Consider the following 21759-nt stretch of genomic DNA (forward strand, 5'->3'; position numbering starts at 1 on the left):
GCTCAGTGCGGATCATGCGCTGTCGAGTCGAAGCAGGATCGTTTCACAGAGGACGGCCATTTCGGCGCCGGCCGATGGTTCGAGAACGAACAGCGCGTGTCGGCCCGCCGAGAAATCGTCGACGCACTGCGCGACCCTCTCGGGATCAGCCGGACCGGGACTGAAATCCGCCCGGCCGCCCAGCCATGCCAGCCAATGCGCGATTTCAGCGCTCGAAAACGGATAGGCCGGCGAAATCAGAAGCCGCGAGACAATGTTCTGGTCGGCGAAGTCGACGACGCGCTGCGCGATGACACCTGTCAAGCGAAACGTACCGGTGTCGCCGTTCGTACGCCGAAATTGCAGCCGCAATTCACGGTCGGCCCGGTGATGCGCGATGCCGAATAACTCGGCATCGTGAAATGTAGGGATCTCGCCGAAGCCGATCACGTTGCGATAGTGGGGGCTGTTCATGCCGCGGTGCCTGTCACTCCGCCGCCCACTCAACCGCCGCCTGCGCATGCAGCGCAGTCGTATCGAACACCGGCAACGGCGAATCCTCCGCGCCGATCAGCAGCGTGATTTCCGTGCAGCCGAGGATCACGGCCTGCGCGCCACGCTTCGCAAGTCCTTCGATGATCGTCACATACGTCGCGCGCGACCCCGCGTCGACCACACCGTGACACAGCTCGTCGTAGATGATCCGATGCACGTCATCACGTTCGCGTTCCTCCGGCACGAGCACGTCGAGCCCGAACTTTTCGCGCAGCCGCTGCGCATAGAACGGCAGTTCCATCGTATAGCGGGTGCCGAGCAGGCCGACGCGCGAGACGCCCGCCGCAAGCAGTGCTTCGCCGGTCGGATCGGCGATGTGCAGGAAGGGGAGCGTGACCGCGCTCTCGATCGCGTCGTGCACGCGATGCATCGTGTTGGTCGTGAGCACGATCAGGTCCGCGCCCGCCGCCTCGAGCTGCCGCGCGGCGGCGGCCATGTGCGCACCGAGCGCGGGCCAGTCGTGCACGCGCTGCAACGCTTCGATCTCCGCGAAATCGACCGTCACCATCACGCTCTTCGCGTTGTGATGCCCGCCGTGCAGCGCCTTCGAATACCGGTTCAGCATCCGATAGTATTCCGCCGACGATTCCCAGCTCATCCCGCCGATCAGTCCGATCGTCTTCATTCGCAACCTTCCTGTTTGCCGTATCGCCGCGAGTATAGGTGCGCGAGCGCGCGCCCGGCGGTACGCTTCGCGCGAAGCCGGCCGGTACGGAGCGGCCGTGCGTGGCAGCACGGGGCAGTTGAAACCGGAACTGTGTTTTTGTACAGTATCGGCACCGTGAGCCCGACCACCATTCCGCCAGCCGATCCGAGCACGCCGCCACCGGCCGAGGCGCCGCCGCGCGTGCGCAAGATCATCCACTGCGACTGCGATTGCTTCTACGCGTCGGTGGAAATGCGCGACGACCCGTCGCTGCGCGGGCGTCCGCTCGCGGTCGGCGGCCGCCCGGATCAGCGCGGCGTGATCGCGACCTGCAATTACGAGGCGCGGCGCTACGGCGTGCATTCGGCGATGTCGTCCGCGCTCGCGATGCGCAAGTGCCCGGACCTGCTGATCCTGCCGTCGGCGATGGACAAGTACCGCGCCGCGTCGCGCCAGATCATGGCGATCTATCGCGACTACACGGCCGACGTCGAGCCGCTGTCGCTAGACGAGGCGTATCTCGACGTCAGCGGCTCCGAGCGGTGCCAGGGCAGCGCGACGCTGATCGCCCGCGAGATCCGCCAGCGGGTGTTCGAAACGGTCGGCGTCACGGTGTCGGCGGGCGTCGCGCCGAACAAGTTCATCGCGAAGATCGCGTCGGACTGGAACAAGCCCGACGGCCTGTTCGTCGTGCGCCCGCATGAAGTCGACGCGTTCGTCGCGGCGCTGCCCGTGCGCAAGCTGCACGGCGTCGGCAAGGTGACGGCCGCGCGCCTCGACCGGCTCGGCATCCAGACCTGCGCGCAGCTGCGCGACTGGTCGCTGATCGATCTGCATCGCGAATTCGGCGCGTTCGGGCGGCGCCTCTACGAGCTGTCGCGCGGCATCGACGCGCGGCCCGTGCAGGCGGACCAGGAGCGCAAGTCGGTCAGCGTCGAGACGACCTACGTGACCGACCTGACGACGCTCGATCAATGCGCGGCCGAGATTCGCAAGCTGACCGTCCAGCTCGACGCGCGCATCGTGCGCGCGGGCGCCGCGCGGTCGATCCGCAAGCTGTACGTGAAGATCCGCTTCGCCGATTTCCAGCGCACGACGGTCGAATGCGTCGCCGATGCGACGAACGCGGAAACGGCCGTCGCGCTGCTCGCGAAGGGCCTGATGCGGCGCGCGCAGCCGGTGCGATTGCTCGGTGTCGGCGTGCGCATCGACGAAGACACCGCCGAGCGGCACGGGCAGATCGCGCTATTCGAACCCGAGCCGCCGGCGCCATGAAAAACGGCACCGCGCAATGCGGTGCCGTCGTCATCGATGCGTGCAAAACGGGCGGGGCGCTCAGTGCGCGGGCGCCGCCATCCCGTTGTGGCGCAGCAGCGCGTCGATCTGCGGTTCGCGGCCGCGGAACGCCTTGAACGAATCCATCGCCGGACGGCTGCCGCCGACCTCGAGAATCTCGCGGCGATAGCGCGTGCCGGTCGCCGCATCGAGCACGCTGCCGCCGGCTGCGGCGGCTTCCTCGAACGCCGCGTACGCATCCGCGGACAGCACTTCGGCCCACTTGTAGCTGTAGTAGCCGGCCGCGTAGCCGCCCGCGAAGATGTGGCTGAACGTGTTCGGCCAGCGCGAGAACGGCGCTTGCGGGATCACGTGGTAGCGCTCGTTGATCTCGCGCGCGAAGTCGTTCACGCCGATCGCGCCCGCCGGATCGAAATCGACGTGCAGCAGCATGTCGAACATCGAGAACACGATCTGCCGCAGCGTGCCGAGGCCGCTCTGGAAGTTCTTCGCGGCGATCATCTTGTCGAACAGCGCGCGCGGCAGCGTCGCGCCCGTGTCGACGTGCGACGACATCGACGACAGCACGTCCCATTCCCAGCAGAAGTTCTCCATGAACTGCGACGGCAGCTCGACCGCATCCCATTCGACGCCGTTGATGCCCGACACGCCGAGCTCGTCGACGCGCGTGAGCATGTGATGCAGGCCGTGGCCGAACTCGTGGAACAGCGTGATCACCTCGTCGTGCGTGAAGCACGCGGGCTTGCCGCCGATCGGCGCGGAGAAGTTGCAGGTCAGGTACGCGACCGGCGTCTGCACGCTGCTGCCGCGCTTCGCGCGCGAGCGCGCATCGTCCATCCACGCGCCGCCGCGCTTGCCTTCACGCGCGTACAGGTCGAGATAGAACTGCGCGACGAGCGAGCCGTCGCGATTCTCGACCCGGAAGAAGCGCACGTCCTTGTGCCAGACCGGCGCGTCGTCCGCCTTGATCCGCACGCCGAACAGCGTTTCGGTGACGGTGAACAGGCCCTTCAGCACGGCCGGTTCCGGGAAGTACTGCTTGACCTCGTTTTCCGAGAACGCGTAGCGCTGCTGGCGCAGCTTCTCGGCCGCATACGCGACGTCCCACGGCGCGAGCTCGGCCAGGCCGAGTTCCTTCGCGGCGAACGCGCGCAGCTCGTCCCAGTCCTGGTCCGCGTGCGGGCGCGCGCGCGTCGCGAGATCCTCGAGGAACGCGACGACCTGCTGCGGCGACTCGGCCATCTTCGGCGCGAGCGACACCTCGGCGAAGTTGCGGTAGCCGAGCATCTGCGCCTCTTCGCGGCGCAGCTTCAGCTCGTCGGCGACGATCGCCGTGTTGTCCCACTCGGCGTTGCCGCCGCCGTATTGCGGACCGAGTTCGGAAGCGCGCGTCGCGTACGCGCGATAGAGCGTCTCGCGCAGCGCGCGGTTGTCCGCGTACTGCAGCACCGGGAAGTAGGACGGGAAATGCAGCGTGAATTTCCAGCCGTCCTTGCCGTCCTTCTGCGCGGCTTCGCGGGCGGCCTCGATCGCATCGCCGGGCAGGCCCGCCAGTTCGGCCTCGTCCTGCGCGACATACGCGTACGCATTGGTCGCATCGAGCACGTGATCGGAAAACGCCTTCGACAGCGCGGCCTGCTGCTCCTGCAGTTCGGCGAAGCGCGGCTTCTGGTCTTCCGGCAGCTCGGCGCCCGACAGGCGGAAGTCGCGCAGCGCGTTGTCGAGGATCTTCTTGCGCTCGACCGACAGCGTCGCGTATTCGGCGCTTGCCGCGATCGCCTTGTACTTCTCGTACAGCGCGAGGTTCTGGCCGACGCTCGACCAGAACTCGGTCACGCGCGGCAGGTTCTCGCCGTATGCGGCGCGCAGCTCGGGTGTATCGGCGACCGCGTTCAGGTGGCCGACGACGCCCCAGGCGCGACCGAGTGGCTCCGTCGCGCGCTCGACCGCCTCGACGACGTCCGCCCAGCTCGCCGGCGTCGCGCTCGCGCTCGCGGCGTCGACCGCGCGGTTGGCATCGGCGAGCAGCGTGTCGAGCGCGGGCGTGACGTGTTCCGGGCGGATCTCGCCGAAACGGGGCAGGCCGGAGAAGTCGAGGAGCGGATTGGTATTGGCGCTTGCGGACATAAGACTCCCTGTCTGTTGCCGGATGAACCGGGGGTGATGGGGGGAGGGCGCAGCGGCGCCCGATATCGACATTATTGGGGCGCATCGCGCGCTTTCCAATCGATAGTTTCTAACGGCGCGATTGAGGCGGGGCCGGAACACGCCCGATGGCGGCCGGCCGGATGCCGGCGCACGGACGCGCGCCGGCGGGAGGAGGCTGGTCAAGCGGCCGCGGCGGCGCGCTCGGCGGCTTCGATCGTGTTGATCAGCAGCATCGTGATGGTCATCGGGCCAACGCCGCCCGGCACCGGCGTGATGTGGCCGGCCACTTCCTTCACGCCCGCGAAGTCGACGTCGCCGCACAGCTTGCCGGCGTCGTCGCGGTTCATGCCGACGTCGATCACGGTCGCGCCCGGCTTCACCATGTCGGCCGTCAGGATGTTGCGCTTGCCGACCGCGGCGACGACGATGTCGGCCTGCCGCGTGTGCGCGGCGAGGTCGCGCGTCTTGCTATGGCAGATCGTCACGGTCGCGCCCGCTTCGAGCAGCAGCATCGCCATCGGCTTGCCGACGATGTTCGAGCGGCCGATCACGACCGCGTTCGCGCCCTGCAGCGGGATGTCGTGGGCCTCGAACATCTTCATCACGCCGTACGGCGTGCACGGGCGGAACAGCGGCTTGCCGGTCATCAGCGCGCCCGCGTTCGCGACGTGGAAGCCGTCGACGTCCTTCTCCGGCGCGATCGCCTCGAGCACCTTGTGGCTGTCGATGTGCTTCGGCAGCGGCAGCTGGACGAGGATCCCGTGGATCTTCGGATCGCGGTTCAGCGCGTCGATGCGCGCGAGCAGGTCCGCTTCGGACAGCGATGCCGGATAGCGGTCCTTCAGCGAGAAGAAGCCGTTGTCCTCGCACGCCTTGATCTTGTTGCGCACATAGACTTCGCTGGCCGGGTTGTCGCCGACGAGGATCACCGCGAGGCCGGGCTGGTGGCCGCGGGCGGTCAGCGCGGCGGCGCGTTCGGCGGCCTGGGCGCGCAAGGTCTTCGAAAGGGCGTTGCCGTCGATGAGGAGGGCTGTCATGGTGGTGGGTTCTGCGGAAGTTGGAATGCGGGCGTGCGGCGCGTCGGGGTGCGCCGCAGCAAAGCACGGAATTATACCGTCCGCCTGCCGCCGTCCGACAGCGAATGCGCGGGAAGCGTCATCGGCGGGCCGCAGGATCGCCGGCCGCCTGAATGCGAAGTCGCCGCCCCGCGGTCAGGCCGCATCGGGGCGGGGCGGCGCGGGCCCGGCAGGCTCGGCCGGGCCGCGCGGGGGCTCACGCCTGTTTCTTCGACAGCGCGAGGCGCAGCAGGTCGGCCACCGTGTTGACGTTGAGCTTTTCCATGATGTTCGCGCGGTGCGCTTCGACCGTCTTGATGCTGATGCCGAGGTCGTCGGCGATCTGCTTGTTCAGGCGGCCGGCGATGATCCGCTCGAGCACCTGCTGCTCGCGGGCGGTCAGCTTCGACAGGCGCTCGCTCGCGGCGCGCTGTTCCTGGACGCTCTTGCTTTCGCTTCGGGCCTTGTCGAGCATCCGCTCGACGAGCTTGCGCAACTCCGCCTCGTCGAACGGCTTCTCGATAAAGTCCATCGCTCCCTTTTTCATCGTCGACACGGCCATCGGCACGTCGCCGTGACCGGTGACGAAGATGATCGGCAGCGCGGCGTTGTCGGCGATCAGGCGTTCCTGCAGCTCGAGGCCGCTCATGCCGGACATCCGCACGTCGAGGATCAGGCACGCGATCTGGCCGGCCTGCTGCGCGGGCTGGTATGCATCGAGAAACTGCTCGGCGCTCGAGAAGCATTGCACGCGATAGCCGTTCGCCTCCAGCAGCCAGCGCAGCGAGTCGCGCACGGCCTCGTCATCGTCGACGACAAAGACGGTTTCCTGAGTGGTGGTGACTGGGCTATTCATAATTCTCCCGTAACGGTATGTGATGCCGATGCCTCGGACCCCCCTCGGCCGAGATCAGCGGGTTCCCCAATGGGCAGGCTGCAGTGGAACGTCGCGCCGGAGATGCGGCCATCCGCCTCGACGTTGTTGACCACCCACAGACGCCCGCGATGCGATTCGATGATCGAGCGGCAGATGTTCAGCCCCATGCCCATGCCGTCGGACTTGGTGCTGTAGAACGGCTCGAACAGGCGCTCGGCGGTCGCTTCGTCGACGCCCGGACCCTGGTCGATCACGCGGATGTCGACGAAGCCCGCCTCCAGATCGGCGACGACGCGGATCACGCCGTCGGCCGATGCCGGCTTCACGTCGGCCATCGCTTCGGCCGCGTTCTTCATCAGGTTCACGAGCACCTGCTCGATCAGCACGGGGTCGACATAAATAATAGGCATTCTTGCGAGGATTTCCGTGACGATCCGGATCCTGCGCTTCCTGGCCTCGATTTCGGCGAGCCCGACCGCGTCCGCGACGATGTCCGCGACCCGCGCCGGCTGGCGCTTCGGCTCGCTGCGCTTCACGAATTCGCGGATCCGCTTGACGATCATCCCCGCGCGCAGCGCCTGCTGCGCGGTCTTCTCGAGCGCGGGCGCCAGCGTTTCGGTGGTCGCGCGGCCGCTCTTGACCATCGCGAGCGTGCCCGAGCAGTAGTTGTTGATCGCCGCGAGCGGCTGGTTCAATTCGTGAGCAATCGACGACGCCATTTCACCCATCGTCATCAATCGGCTCGTGAACTGCAGCTTCTCTTCCTGCTGGTGCGCGAGCTCCTGCGCCTTCTTGCGGGTCGTGATGTCGGTCGCGATCTGCATCTGCGCGAGGTGGCCGTCGACCCACTGGATGTACTGGCGGCGCACCTCGAACCACTTCTGGATGCTCTCGACGTAGACCTCCTGCGCGTCCGCGGTGCTGCCCGTCAGCGCGGCGGCCGGCAGGCCGGCGAAGGTGTCGACCATGTCGATCGAGTCGGACGACGCCTGCGCGCGGTCGAAGCCGCCGCCGGACAGCTCGAGGTGGCCGTCCGGGCGGATGCCGAACAGGTGCCGGTAATAGCGGTTCGCGAACAGCAGCTCGGCTTCGTCGGCGGCGAGCACCGACACCGCGGCGTCGAGGCTCTCGAGCACCGTCGTGAAGCGCTCGTGCGCGGCGGCGAGTTCCTCGCGTGCGCGCTTCGGCTCGGTGATGTCGGTCATCGACGACATCCAGCCGGTCTGGCGGCCGGCGCTGTCGATCAGCGGCGACACGTACAGGCGCGCATGGAACAGCGTGCCGTTCTTGCGCCGCACGCGCAGCTCGAAGCCGGAGCTCGGCGCCTTGCCGCGCAGCGTCATGTCGAGCTGGCGCTGCATCTCGGGGTAGGAATCGCGCGGCCAGTACGGGAACGGCGCGACCTTGCCGACGAGGTCGCTCTCGTCCCAGCCGGTCATCCGGCAGAACGCCGGGTTCACGTGCGTGATGCGGCCGTGCATGTCGAGCACGCGCATGCCGATCAGCACCGAGTTCTCCATCGCGCGGCGGAAGAACGCCTCGGCGTACAGCGCCTGCTGCGCCTCGAAGCGCTGGCGGGTGTGCTTCCACAGGCTCCAGAGGCTCCACAGCACGAAGCACGACAGCCCCGCGACGAGCCAGACGAGCGTATTGTTGGTCAGGTTGGTGAGCTGCGGGAACGCGTAGACGCGCACCGTCAGGCCCTGGCCGGGCGGATCGAGCGGCAGGTCGTAGTGCGAGTCGCGCGGCAGGCGCGGGCGCGACGACGTCGACGACAGCTCGCGGTTGTTCGCGTCGGTGATCGAGATCTTGTATTTCGACGACAGCTCCTGCGGGATGTCGTGCTTCAGGATCCCTTCGACCGAGAACACGGCGGCGATCGCACCGAGGTACTCGCGGTCGCCGCGCATCACGGGCGTCTGCAGCGTGATGTAGCCGTTGCCGAAGTCGTCGTAGACGAGCGGCGAATAGGCCTGGCGGCGCGAGCTGCGCGCCTCGTCGTACGCGCCGCGCACCGCATCCTGCATCTGCGCGTCGCCCGGCCGCGCGAGCCGCTGGCCGAGCACGGGCGGATGCACGGCCGGCCAGCGCTGCGTGCCCGGCGCCGTGTACCAGTTCAGGTAGAGGATTTCCGGATGCGTCTGCATCACGTCCGCGACCGCCATCTGGAACCCGTTCTGGTCGAGCCGGCCGGACGCGAGGTCGCGCGACAGCGCCTGGAGCTGCTCCTGCGCGCCCGTCATCGACAGGCGGATCTGCTGCTGCGCCCACGCGACGTTGCGGAACAGCGTGTCTTCCTGCTGCTGCTGCTCGCGGCGGTTGAGGCTCCATAGAATGAGACTCATCACCACCAGGAACACGAGGATCGACAGGAGGGGCGTCAGCAAATAGGAGTTGGACCACCACGGTCCGTGGTGCCAACGGGACGGCTGCGACTCCGCCGGCGGGCCCGACGGTCGCGCCGAGCGTGCGAAAAGCCGATCGGTCAACATGGCAGGATTGTAGCGCAGCGCTATATATGGAAAACCTATACCGGATATGTTGAACGGAAACGGATTTGTTGCACGGCGACGTGCCGCGGAGCCCCGAGGCATGGGTGCGCCGCAGCAATATTTCGTATGGCGGGAAATGATCTCACAATTCGAAAATTTTGTTGCGCGCGGCCGTACGTGCTCATTACAATCCGCTGGAGCTTGCCCGCAGCCGGTCGCGCCGCGTCGTCTGCACGAAGAGCGATCCTCACATTTCCGGACCAGGAGACGAGAATGTCCGCTGTACCTAACGAAGTGATGAAGTATGTCGCCGCCGAGCGTGACGACGATCCGCAGGAAACCGTTGAATGGCTCGAGGCGCTCGACGGTGTGATCTCCTCCGTCGGCACTGGTCGTGCGCACTACCTGATCGAGAAGCAGATCGAATTCGCGCGCGTGCGCGGCGAGCACCTGCCGTTCTCGGCTACCACCCCCTACATCAATACGATTCCGGTCGGCGCGCAGGCGAAGATCCCCGGCGACCAGGAAATCGAGCACAAGATCCGCTCGTACACCCGCTGGAACGCGCTCGCGATGGTGCTGCGCGCGGGCAAGGACACCAACGTCGGCGGCCACATCGCGTCGTTCGCATCGGCCGCGACGCTCTATGACGTCGGCTACAACCACTTCTGGCACGCGCCTTCCGATCAGCACGGCGGCGACCTCGTGTTCGTGCAGGGCCACTCGTCGCCGGGCGTGTACTCGCGCGCGTTCCTGCTCGGCCGCCTGAAGGAAGAGCAGCTCGACAACTTCCGTCAGGAAGTCGGCGGCAACGGCATCTCGTCGTATCCGCACCCGTGGCTGATGCCGGACTTCTGGCAGTTCCCGACCGTGTCGATGGGCCTCGGCCCGATCATGGCGATCTACCAGGCGCGCTTCATGAAGTACCTGCAGGCGCGCGGCATCGCGAAGACGGATGGCCGCAAGGTGTGGGCGTTCCTCGGCGACGGCGAGACGGACGAGCCGGAATCGCTCGGCGCGATCGGCATGGCGAGCCGCGAGAAGCTCGACAACCTCGTGTTCGTGATCAACTGCAACCTGCAGCGTCTCGACGGCCCGGTGCGCGGCAACGGCAAGATCATCCAGGAACTGGAATCGGAGTTCCGCGGCGCCGGCTGGAACGTGATCAAGGTGATCTGGGGCAGCCGCTGGGATGCGCTGTTCGCGCGCGACAAGACGGGCGTGCTGATGCGCCGCATGATGGAAGTCGTCGACGGCGAGTACCAGACGTACAAGTCGGAATCGGGCGCGTTCGTCCGTGAGCACTTCTTCAACACGCCGGAACTGAAGGCGCTGGTCGCCGACTGGTCCGACGACGACATCTGGGCGCTGAACCGCGGCGGCCACGATCCGCACAAGATCTACGCGGCATTCCACGAGGCCAGCAACTCGCAGGGCGCGCCGACCGTCATTCTCGCGAAGACCATCAAGGGCTACGGGATGGGCGAGTCGGGCCAGGCGATGAACATCACGCACCAGCAGAAGAAGCTGCCGGTCGAGCAACTGAAGAAGTTCCGCGACCAGTTCCGCCTGCCGATCACCGACGAGCAGATCGCCGACGTGCCGTACATCAAGTTCGAGGAAGGCTCGAAGGAGCTCGAGTACATGCGCAAGCAGCGCATGGACCTCGGCGGCTACCTGCCGCAGCGCCGCGAGAAGGCGACGTCGCTGCCGGTGCCGGCGCTCGACGCGTTCGAGCCGCTCCTGAAGGGCACGGGCGAAGGCCGCGAGATCTCGACGACGATGGCGTTCGTGCGGATCCTGAACATCCTGCTGAAGGACAAGGCGCTCGGCAAGCGCGTCGTGCCGATCGTCCCGGACGAGTCGCGCACGTTCGGCATGGAAGGCCTGTTCCGCCAGATCGGCATCTGGAACCAGCAGGGCCAGAAGTACGTGCCGGAAGATTCCGACCAGCTGATGTTCTACAAGGAATCGGAAACCGGCCAGATCCTGCAGGAAGGCATCAACGAAGCGGGCGGCATGTGCGACTGGATCGCGGCGGCGACGTCGTACTCGACGCACGGCGAGATCATGGTGCCGTTCTACATCTTCTATTCGATGTTCGGCTTCCAGCGGATCGGCGACCTGGCATGGGCCGCGGGCGACATGCGCTCGCGCGGCTTCCTGCTGGGCGGCACCGCGGGCCGCACGACGCTGAACGGCGAAGGCCTGCAGCACGAGGACGGCCACTCGCTCCTGTGGGCGGCATCGGTGCCGAACTGCGTGAGCTACGACCCGACCTTCGGCTACGAACTAGCGGTGATCATCCAGGACGGCCTGCGCCGCATGGTGCAGGACCAGGAAGACGTGTACTACTACGTCACGGTGATGAACGAGAACTACGAGCACCCGGCGATTCCGCAGGGCGAGCACGTGGCGGCCGACATCATCAAGGGCATGTACGCGTTCAGGAAGGCCGACGCCAGCAAGAAGGCGCCGCGCGTGCAGCTGCTCGGCGCGGGCACGATCTTCAACGAAGTGATCGCCGCCGCCGACCTGCTGGAGAAGGACTGGGGCGTCGCCGCCGACCTGTGGAGCGTGCCGAGCTTCACCGAGCTCGCGCGCGAGGGTCATGAAGTCGAGCGCTGGAACCTGCTGCATCCGACCGACGAGCGCCGCCTGTCGCACGTGCAGCAGTGCCTGAAGGACACGCAGGGTCCGGTCATCGCATCGACCGACTACGTGCGCGCGCTGGTCGACCAGATCCGCGGCCAGATCGATCGCCGCTTCGTCGTGCTGGGCACCGACGGCTACGGCCGCTCGGACACCCGCGCGAACCTGCGTCACTTCTTCGAAGTCGACCGCTACTGGGTGACGGTCGCGGCGCTCAACGCGCTCGCGGACGAAGGCACGATCGACCGCAAGGTCGTCGCCGATGCGATCGCGAAGTACAACCTCGATCCGTCGAAGCCCAACCCGATGACCGTTTAACGCACACGCGCCGTGTGATGCCGCGCGCCGCTTCCGGGAGGGGCGCGCGCGGCTCTGGAGACACAAAAAGATGAGTCAAGCGATCGAAGTGAAGGTGCCGGATATCGGCGATTACAAGGATGTGCCCGTCATCGAGGTGCTCGTGAAGGCGGGCGATACGGTCGAGCCCGAGCAGTCGCTCGTCACGCTCGAATCGGACAAGGCGACGATGGACGTGCCGAGCCCGTCGGCCGGCACGGTCAAGGAAGTGAAGGTGAAGGTGGGTGATGCGGTGTCGGAAGGCTCGCTGATCATCCTGCTCGAAGGCGGCGCAGCCGCACAGCCGAACGGCGCGGCCGCGCCCGCCGCGGCCCCGGCGGCGGCAGCGCCCGCGGCGCCCGCTCCGGCGCCGGCAGCCGCGCCGGCCGCAGCCGGCGGCGTGCTCGAAGTGAAGGTGCCGGACATCGGCGACTACAAGGACGTGCCGGTGATCGAGATCGGCGTGAAGGTCGGCGACACGGTCGAGAAGGAACAGTCGCTCGTCACGCTCGAGTCCGACAAGGCGACGATGGACGTGCCGAGCCCGGCCGCCGGCGTGGTGAAGGACATCAAGGTGAAGGTCGGCGATGCGGTGTCGGAAGGCACGCTGATCGTGCTGCTCGAGGCCGCCGGTGCGCCGGCCGCCGCAGCGGCGCCGCAGGCGAGCGCGCCGGCGGCCGCAGCCGCTCCGGCCCCGGCCGCCGCGGCGCCCGCACCGAAGGCTGCGCCGGCTCCGGCTGCTGCAGCGGCTCCGGCGGCTGCGCCGGCCGGCGAATACCGTGCCAGCCACGCGTCGCCGTCGGTGCGCAAGTTCGCGCGCGAGCTCGGCGTCGACGTGGCGCGCGTGCAGGGCAGCGGTCCGAAGGCCCGCATCACGAAGGAAGACGTCACGAACTTCGTGAAGGGCGTGATGACCGGCCAGCGCGCGGCGCCGGTCGCAGCGGCCGCGCCGGCAGGCGGCGGCGAGCTGAACCTGCTGCCGTGGCCGAAGGTCGACTTCGCGAAGTTCGGCCCGTTCGAGGCGAAGCCGCTGTCGCGCATCAAGAAGATCTCGGGCGCGAACCTGCATCGCAACTGGGTGATGATCCCGCACGTCACGAACAACGACGAAGCGGACATCACCGACCTCGAAGCGCTGCGTGTGCAGCTGAACAAGGAGCACGAGAAGGCGGGCGTGAAGTTCACGATGCTCGCGTTCGTGATCAAGGCGGTCGTCGCCGCGCTGAAGAAGTTCCCGACCTTCAACGCGAGCCTCGACGGCGACAACCTCGTGTTCAAGCAGTACTACCACGTCGGTTTTGCCGCGGACACGCCGAACGGCCTCGTCGTGCCGGTGATCCGCGATGCGGACAAGAAGGGCCTCGTCGAGATCGCGAAGGAAATGGCCGAGCTGTCGAAGGCCGCGCGCGAAGGCAAGCTGAAGCCGGACCAGATGCAGGGCGGCTGCTTCTCGATCTCGTCGCTCGGCGGAATCGGCGGCACCCACTTCACGCCGATCATCAACGCGCCGGAAGTGGCGATCCTCGGCCTGTCGCGCGGCCAGATGAAGCCGGTGTGGGACGGCAAGCAGTTCGTGCCGCGGCTTACGCTGCCGCTGTCGCTGTCGTACGACCATCGCGTGATCGACGGCGCGGAAGCCGCGCGGTTCAATGCGTATCTCGGCGCGCTCCTGGGCGACTTCCGTCGAGTGATTCTTTGATGAGCGTGGGAGTTGCTCGCGGGGGCGCATGGATGTCGGTTGTCCGCGCCTCGTCGTTGAACTTGCTTTCATGACGGTCTGCATGCGTCGCCCCTGCGCGGGGCGGCGGTCACTTTTCTTTGTCTTGCCAAAGAAAAGTAACCAAAAGAAAGGCGCGTCCTTGGGCGGACGGCAAAGGTGGTGCTGCCCAGGTCCCCGTTCTCCAGTCAGGCCGCAGTTCACTCGCGAGTTTCTCCCTACCTCTGTCTGCAGTTAATCAAGAAGGGGACAGTAATGAGTCTCATCGAAGTCAAGGTTCCGGATATCGGCGATTTCAGCGGCGTCGATGTCATCGAAGTCAACATCAAGCCGGGCGACGTGATCGAAAAGGAGCAGACGCTCCTCACGCTCGAATCCGACAAGGCCTCCATGGAAGTGCCGAGCGACGTCGCCGGCACCGTCAAGGAAATCAAGGTCAAGGCCGGCGACAAGGTCTCGCAAGGCACCGTGATCGCGCTGGTCGAAGCGGCGGCCGCTGCCGCAGCGCCCGCGAAGGCGGCCCAGCCGGCCAAGCCTGCGGCGCCGGCCGCGCCCGCAGCCGCTCCGGCGGCCGCGCCGCAGGCAGGCAGCTATGCCGGCGCCGCCGACATCGAGTGCGACATGCTCGTGCTCGGCGCCGGCCCCGGCGGCTACTCGGCCGCGTTCCGCGCGGCCGATCTCGGCATGAAGACCGTGCTCGTCGAGCGCTATTCGACGCTCGGCGGCGTGTGCCTGAACGTCGGCTGCATCCCGTCGAAAGCACTGCTGCACACCGCGCTCGTCATCGACGAAGCGGAAGCGCTCGCGTCGCACGGCATCTCGTTCGGCAAGCCGGAAATCAACCTCGACAAGCTGCGCGACTTCAAGTCCGGCGTCGTGAAGAAACTGACGACGGGCCTGGCCGGCATGGCGAAGGCGCGCAAGGTCGAGGTCGTGACGGGCGTCGGCGCGTTCGTCGATCCGTATCACATGGAAGTGCAGGGCGACGGCGGCAAGAAGGTCGTGAAGTTCAAGCAGGCGATCATCGCGGCCGGCTCGCAGTCGGTGAAGCTGCCGTTCCTGCCGGATGATCCGCGCATCGTCGATTCGACCGGCGCGTTGGAACTGCGCCAGCAGCCGAAGCGCATGCTCGTGATCGGCGGCGGCATCATCGGTCTCGAAATGGCGACGGTTTACGCGACGCTCGGTGCCGAGATCGACGTCGTCGAAATGCTCGACAACCTGATGAACGGCGCGGACCGCGACCTCGTCAAGGTCTGGGAAAAGTACAACGCGAAGCGCTTCGGCAACGTGATGCTGAAGACCAAGACGGTGGGCGCGGAGGCGAAGGAAGACGGCATCTACGTGAAGTTCGAGGGCGAGAAGGCGCCGGCCGAGCCGCAGCGCTACGACCTCGTGCTGGTCGCGGTCGGCCGCAGCCCGAACGGCAACAAGATCGGCGCCGACAAGGCGGGCATCGCCGTCACGGATCGCGGCTTCATCGACGTCGACAAGCAGATGCGCACCAACGTGCCGCACATCTTCGCGATCGGCGACGTCGTCGGTCAGCCGATGCTCGCGCACAAGGCCGTGCACGAAGGCCACGTCGCGGCGGAAGCGGCGCACGGCGAGAAGGCCTACTTCGATGCGCTGCAGATCCCGTCGGTCGCGTACACCGATCCGGAAGTGGCATGGGCCGGCAAGACGGAAGAGCAGTGCAAGGCCGAAGGCATCAAGTACGGCAAGGCGGTGTTCCCGTGGGCCGCGTCGGGTCGCGCGATCGCGAACGGCCGCGACGAAGGCTTCACGAAGCTGATCTTCGACGAGGAAACCCATCGCGTGATCGGCGGCGGCATCGTCGGCCTGAACGCGGGCGACCTGATCAGCGAAGTGTGCCTGGCCGTCGAGATGGGCGCGGACGCGGAAGACATCGGCAAGACGATCCACCCGCACCCGACGCTCGGCGAATCGATCGGCATGGCCGCCGAGCTGTACGAAGGCGTCTGCACGGACCTGCCGCCGCAGCGCAAGAAGTAACGCATTGCTGCAATGCCGCCGGCGCCGCCGCGCGCCGGCCTGGCAAAAACGGCGCTTCCCGCCAATCGGGGAAGCGCCGTTTTTTTTTGCGTGTTGTTCAGCCGCGGGCGGGGCGGCGCTGTCCGGATGATCGCGCCAGGACCGGATGCAGCGGAGCCGACAGGACCGTGGAACGCTCGCAGCCGCATCGGTCGCGCCCCAAAAAAGAAAAGCCGCGCTGGGCGCGGCCTTTCCGGAGCGACGCAAGCGCTGGCTTACGCAGCCGGCTTGGTAGCGCGGCGCGATGCAGCGGCGCTGGCAGCCTTCGTTGCAACGGCAGCAGCGGCGTTGAAGTTCGTTTCGGCGATCTCGACCGCTTGCTTCGCAGCCTTCTGCACGGTTTCGTACGTCGTGCTCGCGGCGTTCAGCGCCGACTTCAGCGCGGCGACGGCCGTTTCCGAACCGGCCGGCGCGTTCTTCGCGACGTTGTCGACGAGTGCCTGGACCTTCTTGTTCTGCTCTTCGTACTGCGCTTCCGCGACCTTCGCGAATTCAGCCTGCGTGGCCGACGCGATTTCATACACGTGACGGCCGTATGCCAGCACCTTTTCCGCGACCGGCTGCGTGAGGCTCGCCTGCAGCGCGATCAGTTCCTGTGCATCCTTCACCGACAGCAGGCGCTGCGCGTTTTCCTGCGTCTCGGCGAGCGTCGACTTCACGACTTGCACGTTCAGTTCGATCAGCTTCTCGATGCCTTCGAACGCCGTCGTGGTCAGACCGAACAGGCTTTCGAGGTTGGCTTTCTGTGCGGCGGCGATTTGCTCGGGGGTCAGCAAAGACATGTCAAGCTCCTGAAAGGCGATCGCGACGATCGCAAGGATAGAGGGCACTACGATGGGGAACCACGGATGCGCGTGCTTTGTGCAACGCAGCAATGGAACCTATTTTAGGGCAGAAGAAGCCAATGTCAAGCACTTTTTGTGCGTTGCACAATGGTGACAATTTATCGACAAAACAACGAGTTATCGTCGCGTCTAAGGAATCGGTTCCACGCGTTTTCCCACATGGTGCGCGCGCACCGCGCGCACGGCGGCCGCACCAGGATCGCGCGCAGGTAAACCTGACAGGGGGGTGGAACGTTGTGCTTTTGTTCTTGTCGAAAAGCGCGCCGTTTCGTGCGGCCGGGGCGAAGTGCCTTCGTCCGCGGCCCGATACGCGCGCAGTTTGGCGCTCCGAACGCCGGATACGTAGTTTCCCCGCTTTAAATTGGCCTGAAAGTGACGTTATCTCAATTAACCGAGGGGTAATCGGGAGACGAGCACTGTGGGGCGGCGCACCCGTGATGATTTTTTTTGATGGGTGCGGGGGCGTCGATCGATCGAAGCTTCGACGACGCTTACAATCCGGTTTAAAGACGATCGGTAAGTGCCTAATATTGCTTATTTTTTCAGCCTTAACTACACTTGCGGAACCCCTCCGCCGCTTTGTCCAGACCCCAATGAAAGCCGAATCGTTTTCACCGCGCAGAATGTTGCAGAGCATGGCGCTCGGCACGGCGGTGTCGGTTGCCGTCGCCTTGCTGGCGGCCACTGCCACCATGACGCCTGCTGACGCCTTTGCCGCCACTGCGAAGACCCACCAAGCCGCCAAGAAGAAAGCGACTGCTTCGTCCGCGAAGAAGTCGGTGAAATCGGCGTCCGCCGACGACGCGCCGCGAGCGAAATCGGCACGCAAGCGCGCGACGCTTGCCGCGAACGTGCGCCACCACGGCGCGGTGCGCCGGGTGGCGTTCCAGCCGCGCCAGCCGTCCGTCGGCCAGGCGTTCGGGCTGCACGACACGCCCGATGCGCTCGCGCTGCGCTCGAGCGTCGCATACGTCGTCGACCAGAACAGCGGCGAGCCGCTGTTCGACAAGAATTCGCATGCGGTCGTGCCGATCGCGTCGATCACGAAGCTGATGACGGCGATGGTCGTGCTCGACTCGAAGCTGCCGCTGACCGACCAGATCGAAGTCACCGACGAGGATCGCGACTACGAGAAGGGCACCGGCTCGCGCCTGTCGGTCGGCTCGGTGCTGTCGCGCGAAGACATGCTGCATATCGCGCTGATGGCGTCCGAGAACCGCGCTGCGGCGTCGATGTCGCGCTACTACCCTGGCGGCCGTCCGGCGTTCGTCGCCGCGATGAACGCAAAGGCGAAGACGCTCGGCATGGCCGATACGCACTTCGAGAATTCGACCGGGCTGTCGAGCCAGAACGTGTCCAGCGCGCGCGACCTCGTGAAGATGGTTAACGCGGCGTATCAGTATCCGCTGATCCGCAAGTTCTCGACCGATCGCAGCTACGAGGTGAATACGGGCAAGCGGAACCTGGCCTACAACAGCACGAACGCGCTGATTCGCGGCAACAACTCGTGGGACATCGGCTTGCAGAAGACCGGCTTCATCAACGAGGCGGGCGAGTGCCTCGTGATGCAGGCGACGATTCACGACCGACCGATGGTGATCGTGCTGCTGGATTCATACGGCAAGTATTCGCGCTTCGCCGATGCGGCGCGCCTGCGCAACTGGCTCGACGCCGGCGGCGGCGAGCGCCTGACCGCGGCCAATGCGTCGAACGGCGGCACCTGATCCGGCGCGGCGGTTCGACGCCAAAGCCGCAGCCAGCAAAAAGCCCCGCATCGCGGGGCTTTTTTCGTCCGATGAATCCCGCGGTGGCGGTTCAGGCTTGCCGCTGCAGGCCGTCCAGCTCCTTCGCGTTTTCCGGCCGGTAGCCGAGCGATTCCGAGATGGTCAGCGCGGTGCGGCTCAGCTGGCCGAGCCATGCGTCCTGCAGGCGATCGGCCGGCGCCGACAGCGACAGGCCCGCGACCAGCTTGCCCGAATCGTCGTAGATGCCCGCCGCGATGCAGCGCACGCCCAGCTCCAGTTCCTCGTTGTCGCGCGCACATGATTGCTGGCGGACGATCGTCAGTTCACGCTCGAGCTTTGCGATGTCGGTGATGCTGTTCTGCGTGTGGCCGGCGAGCCCCGTGCGCGTCGCATACGCGCGCACCCGCGACGTTTCGTCGGCCGCGAGGAACAGCTTGCCGACCGAGGTGAGGTGCAGCGGCGCGCGTCCGCCGATCGCGCGCACGACCTGCATCCCGGAGCGCTCCGAATAGGCCCGCTCGATGTAGACGATCTCGTCGCCTTGCCGCACCGACAGGTTGACCGTCTGCCCGGTGAGGCGGTGCAGCTCGCGCATCGGCATCAGCGCCGCGTCGCGCACCGACAGGCGCGCCTTCACGAGATTGCCGAGCTCGAGCAGCCGCATCCCGAGACGGTACGTGCCCGGATCGGAGCGGTCGACCAGGCGGCAGGTCACCATGTCGTTGAGGATACGGTGCGCGGTCGACGGATGCAGCTCGGTGCGCTGCGCCAGTTCTTTCAGGCTGACGGGGTCGCTGTGCGCGGCGAGCGCGTCCAGCAGCCGCATCATGCGTTCGATCACCTGGATCGACGTTTTGGAATCCGGGGTCGGGTTGGTCATGTCGGGGAATCGGTTGCTGCGTCATGCGCTGTTGCGCCGATTGTATCTCGTATCGTGAAAAAAGCGAACGGCGTTCGAGGAAGTCCTCGCATCGGTTCCTGGCGGCCGGGCTGCGCGCGGCGGCGTTGGTCCTGCCGGGCAAACGGCGGATAATGAGAGCCGTTTTCTCGAAGGAGCGCCTATGCGAGTCGGTTTGTTCGTGACCTGTCTGGTCGATCTGATGCGTCCCGAAATCGGTTTTTCCACGCTCAAGCTGATTCGCGACGCGGGCTTCGAGGTAATCGTGCCGCCCGCGCAAACCTGCTGCGGCCAGCCGGCCTACAACTCCGGCGACCGCGCGCTCGCGCGCGATCTCGCCGAGAAGACGCTGCGCGAGTTCGAGCAGTTCGACTACGTCGTCGCGCCGTCGGGCTCGTGCGGCGGGATGATCCGCACGCACTACGGCGACCTGTTCCGCGACGATCCCGAATTGATGGGACGCTATTCCCGATTCCAGCAGAAGGTCTATGAACTGACCGACTTCCTCGCGAACGTCGCGAAGGTCACGCTCGAGCGCGGCGAATTCGCGGGGCCGGTCACGTACCACGATTCGTGCTCGGGGCTGCGCGAGCTCGGGGTCAAGGCGCAGCCGCGCGCGCTGCTCGCGCAGCGCGGCGTCGCGGTCACCGAGATGAAGGACTGCGAGCACTGCTGCGGCTTCGGCGGCACGTTCGCGGTCAAGTACGGCGACATCTCGGCGGCGATCGCGGACGAGAAATGCGCGAACGTGCGCGCATCGGGCGCGGGCGCCGTCGTGCTCGGCGATCTCGGCTGCATGCTGAACATCGAAGGGCGGTTGCGCCGCACGGGCGACCGCGACACGCGCGTGCTGCACATCGCGCAGGTGCTGGCGGGCGACGTCTGACGCCCGGGTCCGCTCACTTTTCCCCCGATACCGCGATGCAAGTCCAATCGATGCATTTCAAGGCGCGCGCCGGCCAGAAGCTGGCCGACCAGCGCCTGCAGCAGAACCTGAAGAAGCTGTCGACGAAGTTCGTGTCCGCCCGGGCCGACGCGATGACGCAGATCGACTTCCCGGCGACGCGTGCGGCGCTCAAGGCGCGCCGCAATCGCGCGCTCGAGAACCTCGACGCGTGGCTCGAGGCATTCGAGCGCGAGGCGACCCGGCGCGGCACGACGGTGCTGTTTGCGGAAACGACGGCCGACGCCGCGCGCCTCGTCGCCGACATCGCGCGCCGTCACGACGTGAAGAAGGTCATCAAGACCAAGTCGATGGTGTCGGAGGAAATGCGCCTGAACGAGGTGCTCGGCCAGATGGGCGTGCAGTCGATCGAGACCGATCTCGGCGAATACATCCTGCAGATCAACGACAACGAGCCGCCGAGCCACATCATCGCGCCTGTCGTCCACAAGGACAAGGACGAGATCGCCGACCTGTTCGCGCGCACCCATCACCGCGAGCGCCTCACCGAGATTCCCGACATGACGCGCGAGGCGCGCGAGGTGCTGCGTCCGCACTTCCTGTCGGCTGACATGGGCGTGACGGGCGGCAACTTCGTGATCGCCGAGACGGGCTCGGTCGCGCTCGTCACGAACGAGGGCAACGAGGGGATGTGCACGGTGATGCCGCGCGTGCACGTCGCGGTGACCGGCATCGAGAAGGTGCTGCCGACGCTCGAGGATCTCGCGACCGCGATGCGCCTGCTGCCGCGCTCGGCGACCGGCCAGAAGACGTCGAACTACTTCTCGCTGCTGACCGGGCCGCGCGGGCCGGGCGACGAGGACGGTCCGGAGCACATGTACGTGGTGCTCGTCGACGGCGGCCGCACCGGCCTCATCGGCGGCGAATTCCAGGAGATGCTGCGCTGCATCCGCTGCGGCGCCTGCATGAACCATTGCCCCGTGTATCAGAAAGTCGGCGGCCACACCTACGGCTGGGTCTATCCGGGGCCGATGGGGTCGGTGCTGACGCCGAGCTACGTCGGCCTCGATCGTACGCTCGACCTGCCGCAGGCGGCGACGCTGTGCGGCGAGTGCGACAGCGTCTGCCCGGTCGGGATCCCGCTGTCGCACCTGCTGCGCACGCTGCGCGAGAAGCAGGTCGAGCGCCGCCTGCGGCCGTGGCGCGAACGCGCGGCGCTGGCCGCGTGGGGCTTCGTCGCGCGCCGTCCGACGCTTTATGCGCTGACGACGAAACTCGCGGTGCGCATCCTCGAGCGGCTCGGCGGCGGGGGCGGCATGCTGCGGCGCCTGCCGATGATGGGCGGCTGGATGGAGACGCGCGACCTGCCGGTGCCGACCGGGCGCACGTTCCGCGAGCTGTACGCCGCGTCGCGCAGCCATCTCGGCTGAACGCCGCGCGACTGTTCATCCGGCGGCAACACTGAGTTCACTATTTACGTATTTATCCTGATAGATGCGGTCTATAGAATCTGGTCTGTAGTCCCCGGGAGAGGGTTCCGGGGACGTCAGGTCAAGGAG

15 protein-coding genes are annotated in these 21759 nt (G+C 66.6%); 7 read left to right on the plus strand and 8 right to left on the minus strand.

What is annotated here, in order from left to right; translation table 11 throughout:
- Positions 1–12: 12 nt before the first annotated feature.
- Together HWX31_RS31995 and HWX31_RS32000 are read right to left on the minus strand one after the other, a co-directional pair.
- On the minus strand, positions 13–453 hold the full coding sequence (locus tag HWX31_RS31995) for a hypothetical protein (RefSeq protein WP_174963470.1): 441 nt from the start codon (positions 451–453) through the stop codon (positions 13–15).
- A gap of 13 nt (positions 454–466) precedes the next feature.
- Positions 467–1159 (minus strand): aspartate/glutamate racemase family protein, encoded by a 693-nt coding sequence (locus HWX31_RS32000; protein ID WP_174963472.1) that lies wholly within the window; start codon positions 1157–1159, stop codon positions 467–469.
- A gap of 132 nt (positions 1160–1291) precedes the next feature.
- Between HWX31_RS32000 and dinB the strand changes: the two genes are divergently transcribed.
- Positions 1292–2455: a DNA polymerase IV gene (dinB, locus tag HWX31_RS32005; protein WP_174963474.1), complete on the plus strand. Its 1164-nt coding sequence runs from the start codon at positions 1292–1294 to the stop codon at positions 2453–2455.
- A 60-nt stretch (positions 2456–2515) separates the two neighbouring features.
- Here the strand turns inward: dinB and HWX31_RS32010 are convergent, their stop codons facing one another.
- The 4 genes from HWX31_RS32010 to fixL all read right to left on the minus strand — a co-directional run bounded on the left by HWX31_RS32010 (position 2516) and on the right by fixL (position 9048).
- Positions 2516–4603, minus strand: coding sequence for a M3 family metallopeptidase (locus tag HWX31_RS32010; RefSeq protein WP_174963476.1), 2088 nt, complete (start codon positions 4601–4603; stop codon positions 2516–2518).
- Positions 4604–4803: 200 nt separating this feature from the next.
- Positions 4804–5661, minus strand: coding sequence for a bifunctional methylenetetrahydrofolate dehydrogenase/methenyltetrahydrofolate cyclohydrolase FolD (gene folD, locus HWX31_RS32015; protein ID WP_010091935.1), 858 nt, complete (start codon positions 5659–5661; stop codon positions 4804–4806).
- Positions 5662–5896: 235 nt separating this feature from the next.
- Positions 5897–6535, minus strand: coding sequence for an oxygen response regulator transcription factor FixJ (gene fixJ / locus HWX31_RS32020; RefSeq protein WP_006493245.1), 639 nt, complete (start codon positions 6533–6535; stop codon positions 5897–5899).
- Positions 6532–9048: an oxygen sensor histidine kinase FixL gene (fixL, locus tag HWX31_RS32025; RefSeq protein WP_059616062.1), complete on the minus strand. Its 2517-nt coding sequence runs from the start codon at positions 9046–9048 to the stop codon at positions 6532–6534. The genes fixJ and fixL overlap by 4 nt, the downstream gene beginning before the upstream one ends.
- A gap of 273 nt (positions 9049–9321) precedes the next feature.
- Between fixL and aceE the strand changes: the two genes are divergently transcribed.
- The 3 genes from aceE (at position 9322) to lpdA (ending at position 15769) form a co-directional block, all read left to right on the plus strand.
- Positions 9322–12018, plus strand: a complete 2697-nt coding sequence (gene aceE / locus HWX31_RS32030; protein ID WP_174963479.1) for a pyruvate dehydrogenase (acetyl-transferring), homodimeric type — start codon at positions 9322–9324, stop codon at positions 12016–12018.
- A gap of 70 nt (positions 12019–12088) precedes the next feature.
- Positions 12089–13735: a dihydrolipoyllysine-residue acetyltransferase gene (gene aceF, locus HWX31_RS32035; protein ID WP_175934008.1), complete on the plus strand. Its 1647-nt coding sequence runs from the start codon at positions 12089–12091 to the stop codon at positions 13733–13735.
- Positions 13736–14008: 273 nt separating this feature from the next.
- Positions 14009–15769 carry a dihydrolipoyl dehydrogenase gene (lpdA, locus tag HWX31_RS32040; protein WP_174965910.1) on the plus strand — a complete coding sequence of 587 codons (1761 nt, stop codon included), beginning with the start codon at positions 14009–14011 and terminating at the stop codon, positions 15767–15769.
- Between the two features lie 254 nt (positions 15770–16023).
- On the opposite strand, the gene HWX31_RS32045 is transcribed toward lpdA, so the two are convergent.
- Positions 16024–16590 (minus strand): phasin family protein, encoded by a 567-nt coding sequence (locus HWX31_RS32045; RefSeq protein ID WP_042584655.1) that lies wholly within the window; start codon positions 16588–16590, stop codon positions 16024–16026.
- 656 nt (positions 16591–17246) lie between these two features.
- Here HWX31_RS32045 and pbpG point away from each other — a divergent pair.
- Positions 17247–18377, plus strand: a complete 1131-nt coding sequence (gene pbpG / locus HWX31_RS32050) for a D-alanyl-D-alanine endopeptidase (protein WP_076474939.1) — start codon at positions 17247–17249, stop codon at positions 18375–18377.
- Positions 18378–18468: 91 nt separating this feature from the next.
- Here the strand turns inward: pbpG and HWX31_RS32055 are convergent, their stop codons facing one another.
- Positions 18469–19278 carry an IclR family transcriptional regulator gene (locus HWX31_RS32055; protein ID WP_010091944.1) on the minus strand — a complete coding sequence of 270 codons (810 nt, stop codon included), beginning with the start codon at positions 19276–19278 and terminating at the stop codon, positions 18469–18471.
- A 181-nt stretch (positions 19279–19459) separates the two neighbouring features.
- Between HWX31_RS32055 and HWX31_RS32060 the strand changes: the two genes are divergently transcribed.
- Both HWX31_RS32060 and HWX31_RS32065 read left to right on the plus strand, forming a co-directional pair.
- Positions 19460–20182 carry a (Fe-S)-binding protein gene (locus HWX31_RS32060; protein ID WP_010091945.1) on the plus strand — a complete coding sequence of 241 codons (723 nt, stop codon included), beginning with the start codon at positions 19460–19462 and terminating at the stop codon, positions 20180–20182.
- A gap of 35 nt (positions 20183–20217) precedes the next feature.
- A complete protein-coding gene (locus HWX31_RS32065; protein WP_059660745.1) occupies positions 20218–21630 on the plus strand; it encodes a lactate utilization protein B in 1413 nt (470 codons plus the stop codon).
- The last annotated feature ends 129 nt before the right edge of the window (positions 21631–21759 follow it).

Origin of the sequence: Burkholderia ubonensis, from assembly GCF_902833085.1 — a bacterium.
Taxonomy (GTDB): domain Bacteria; phylum Pseudomonadota; class Gammaproteobacteria; order Burkholderiales; family Burkholderiaceae; genus Burkholderia; species Burkholderia ubonensis.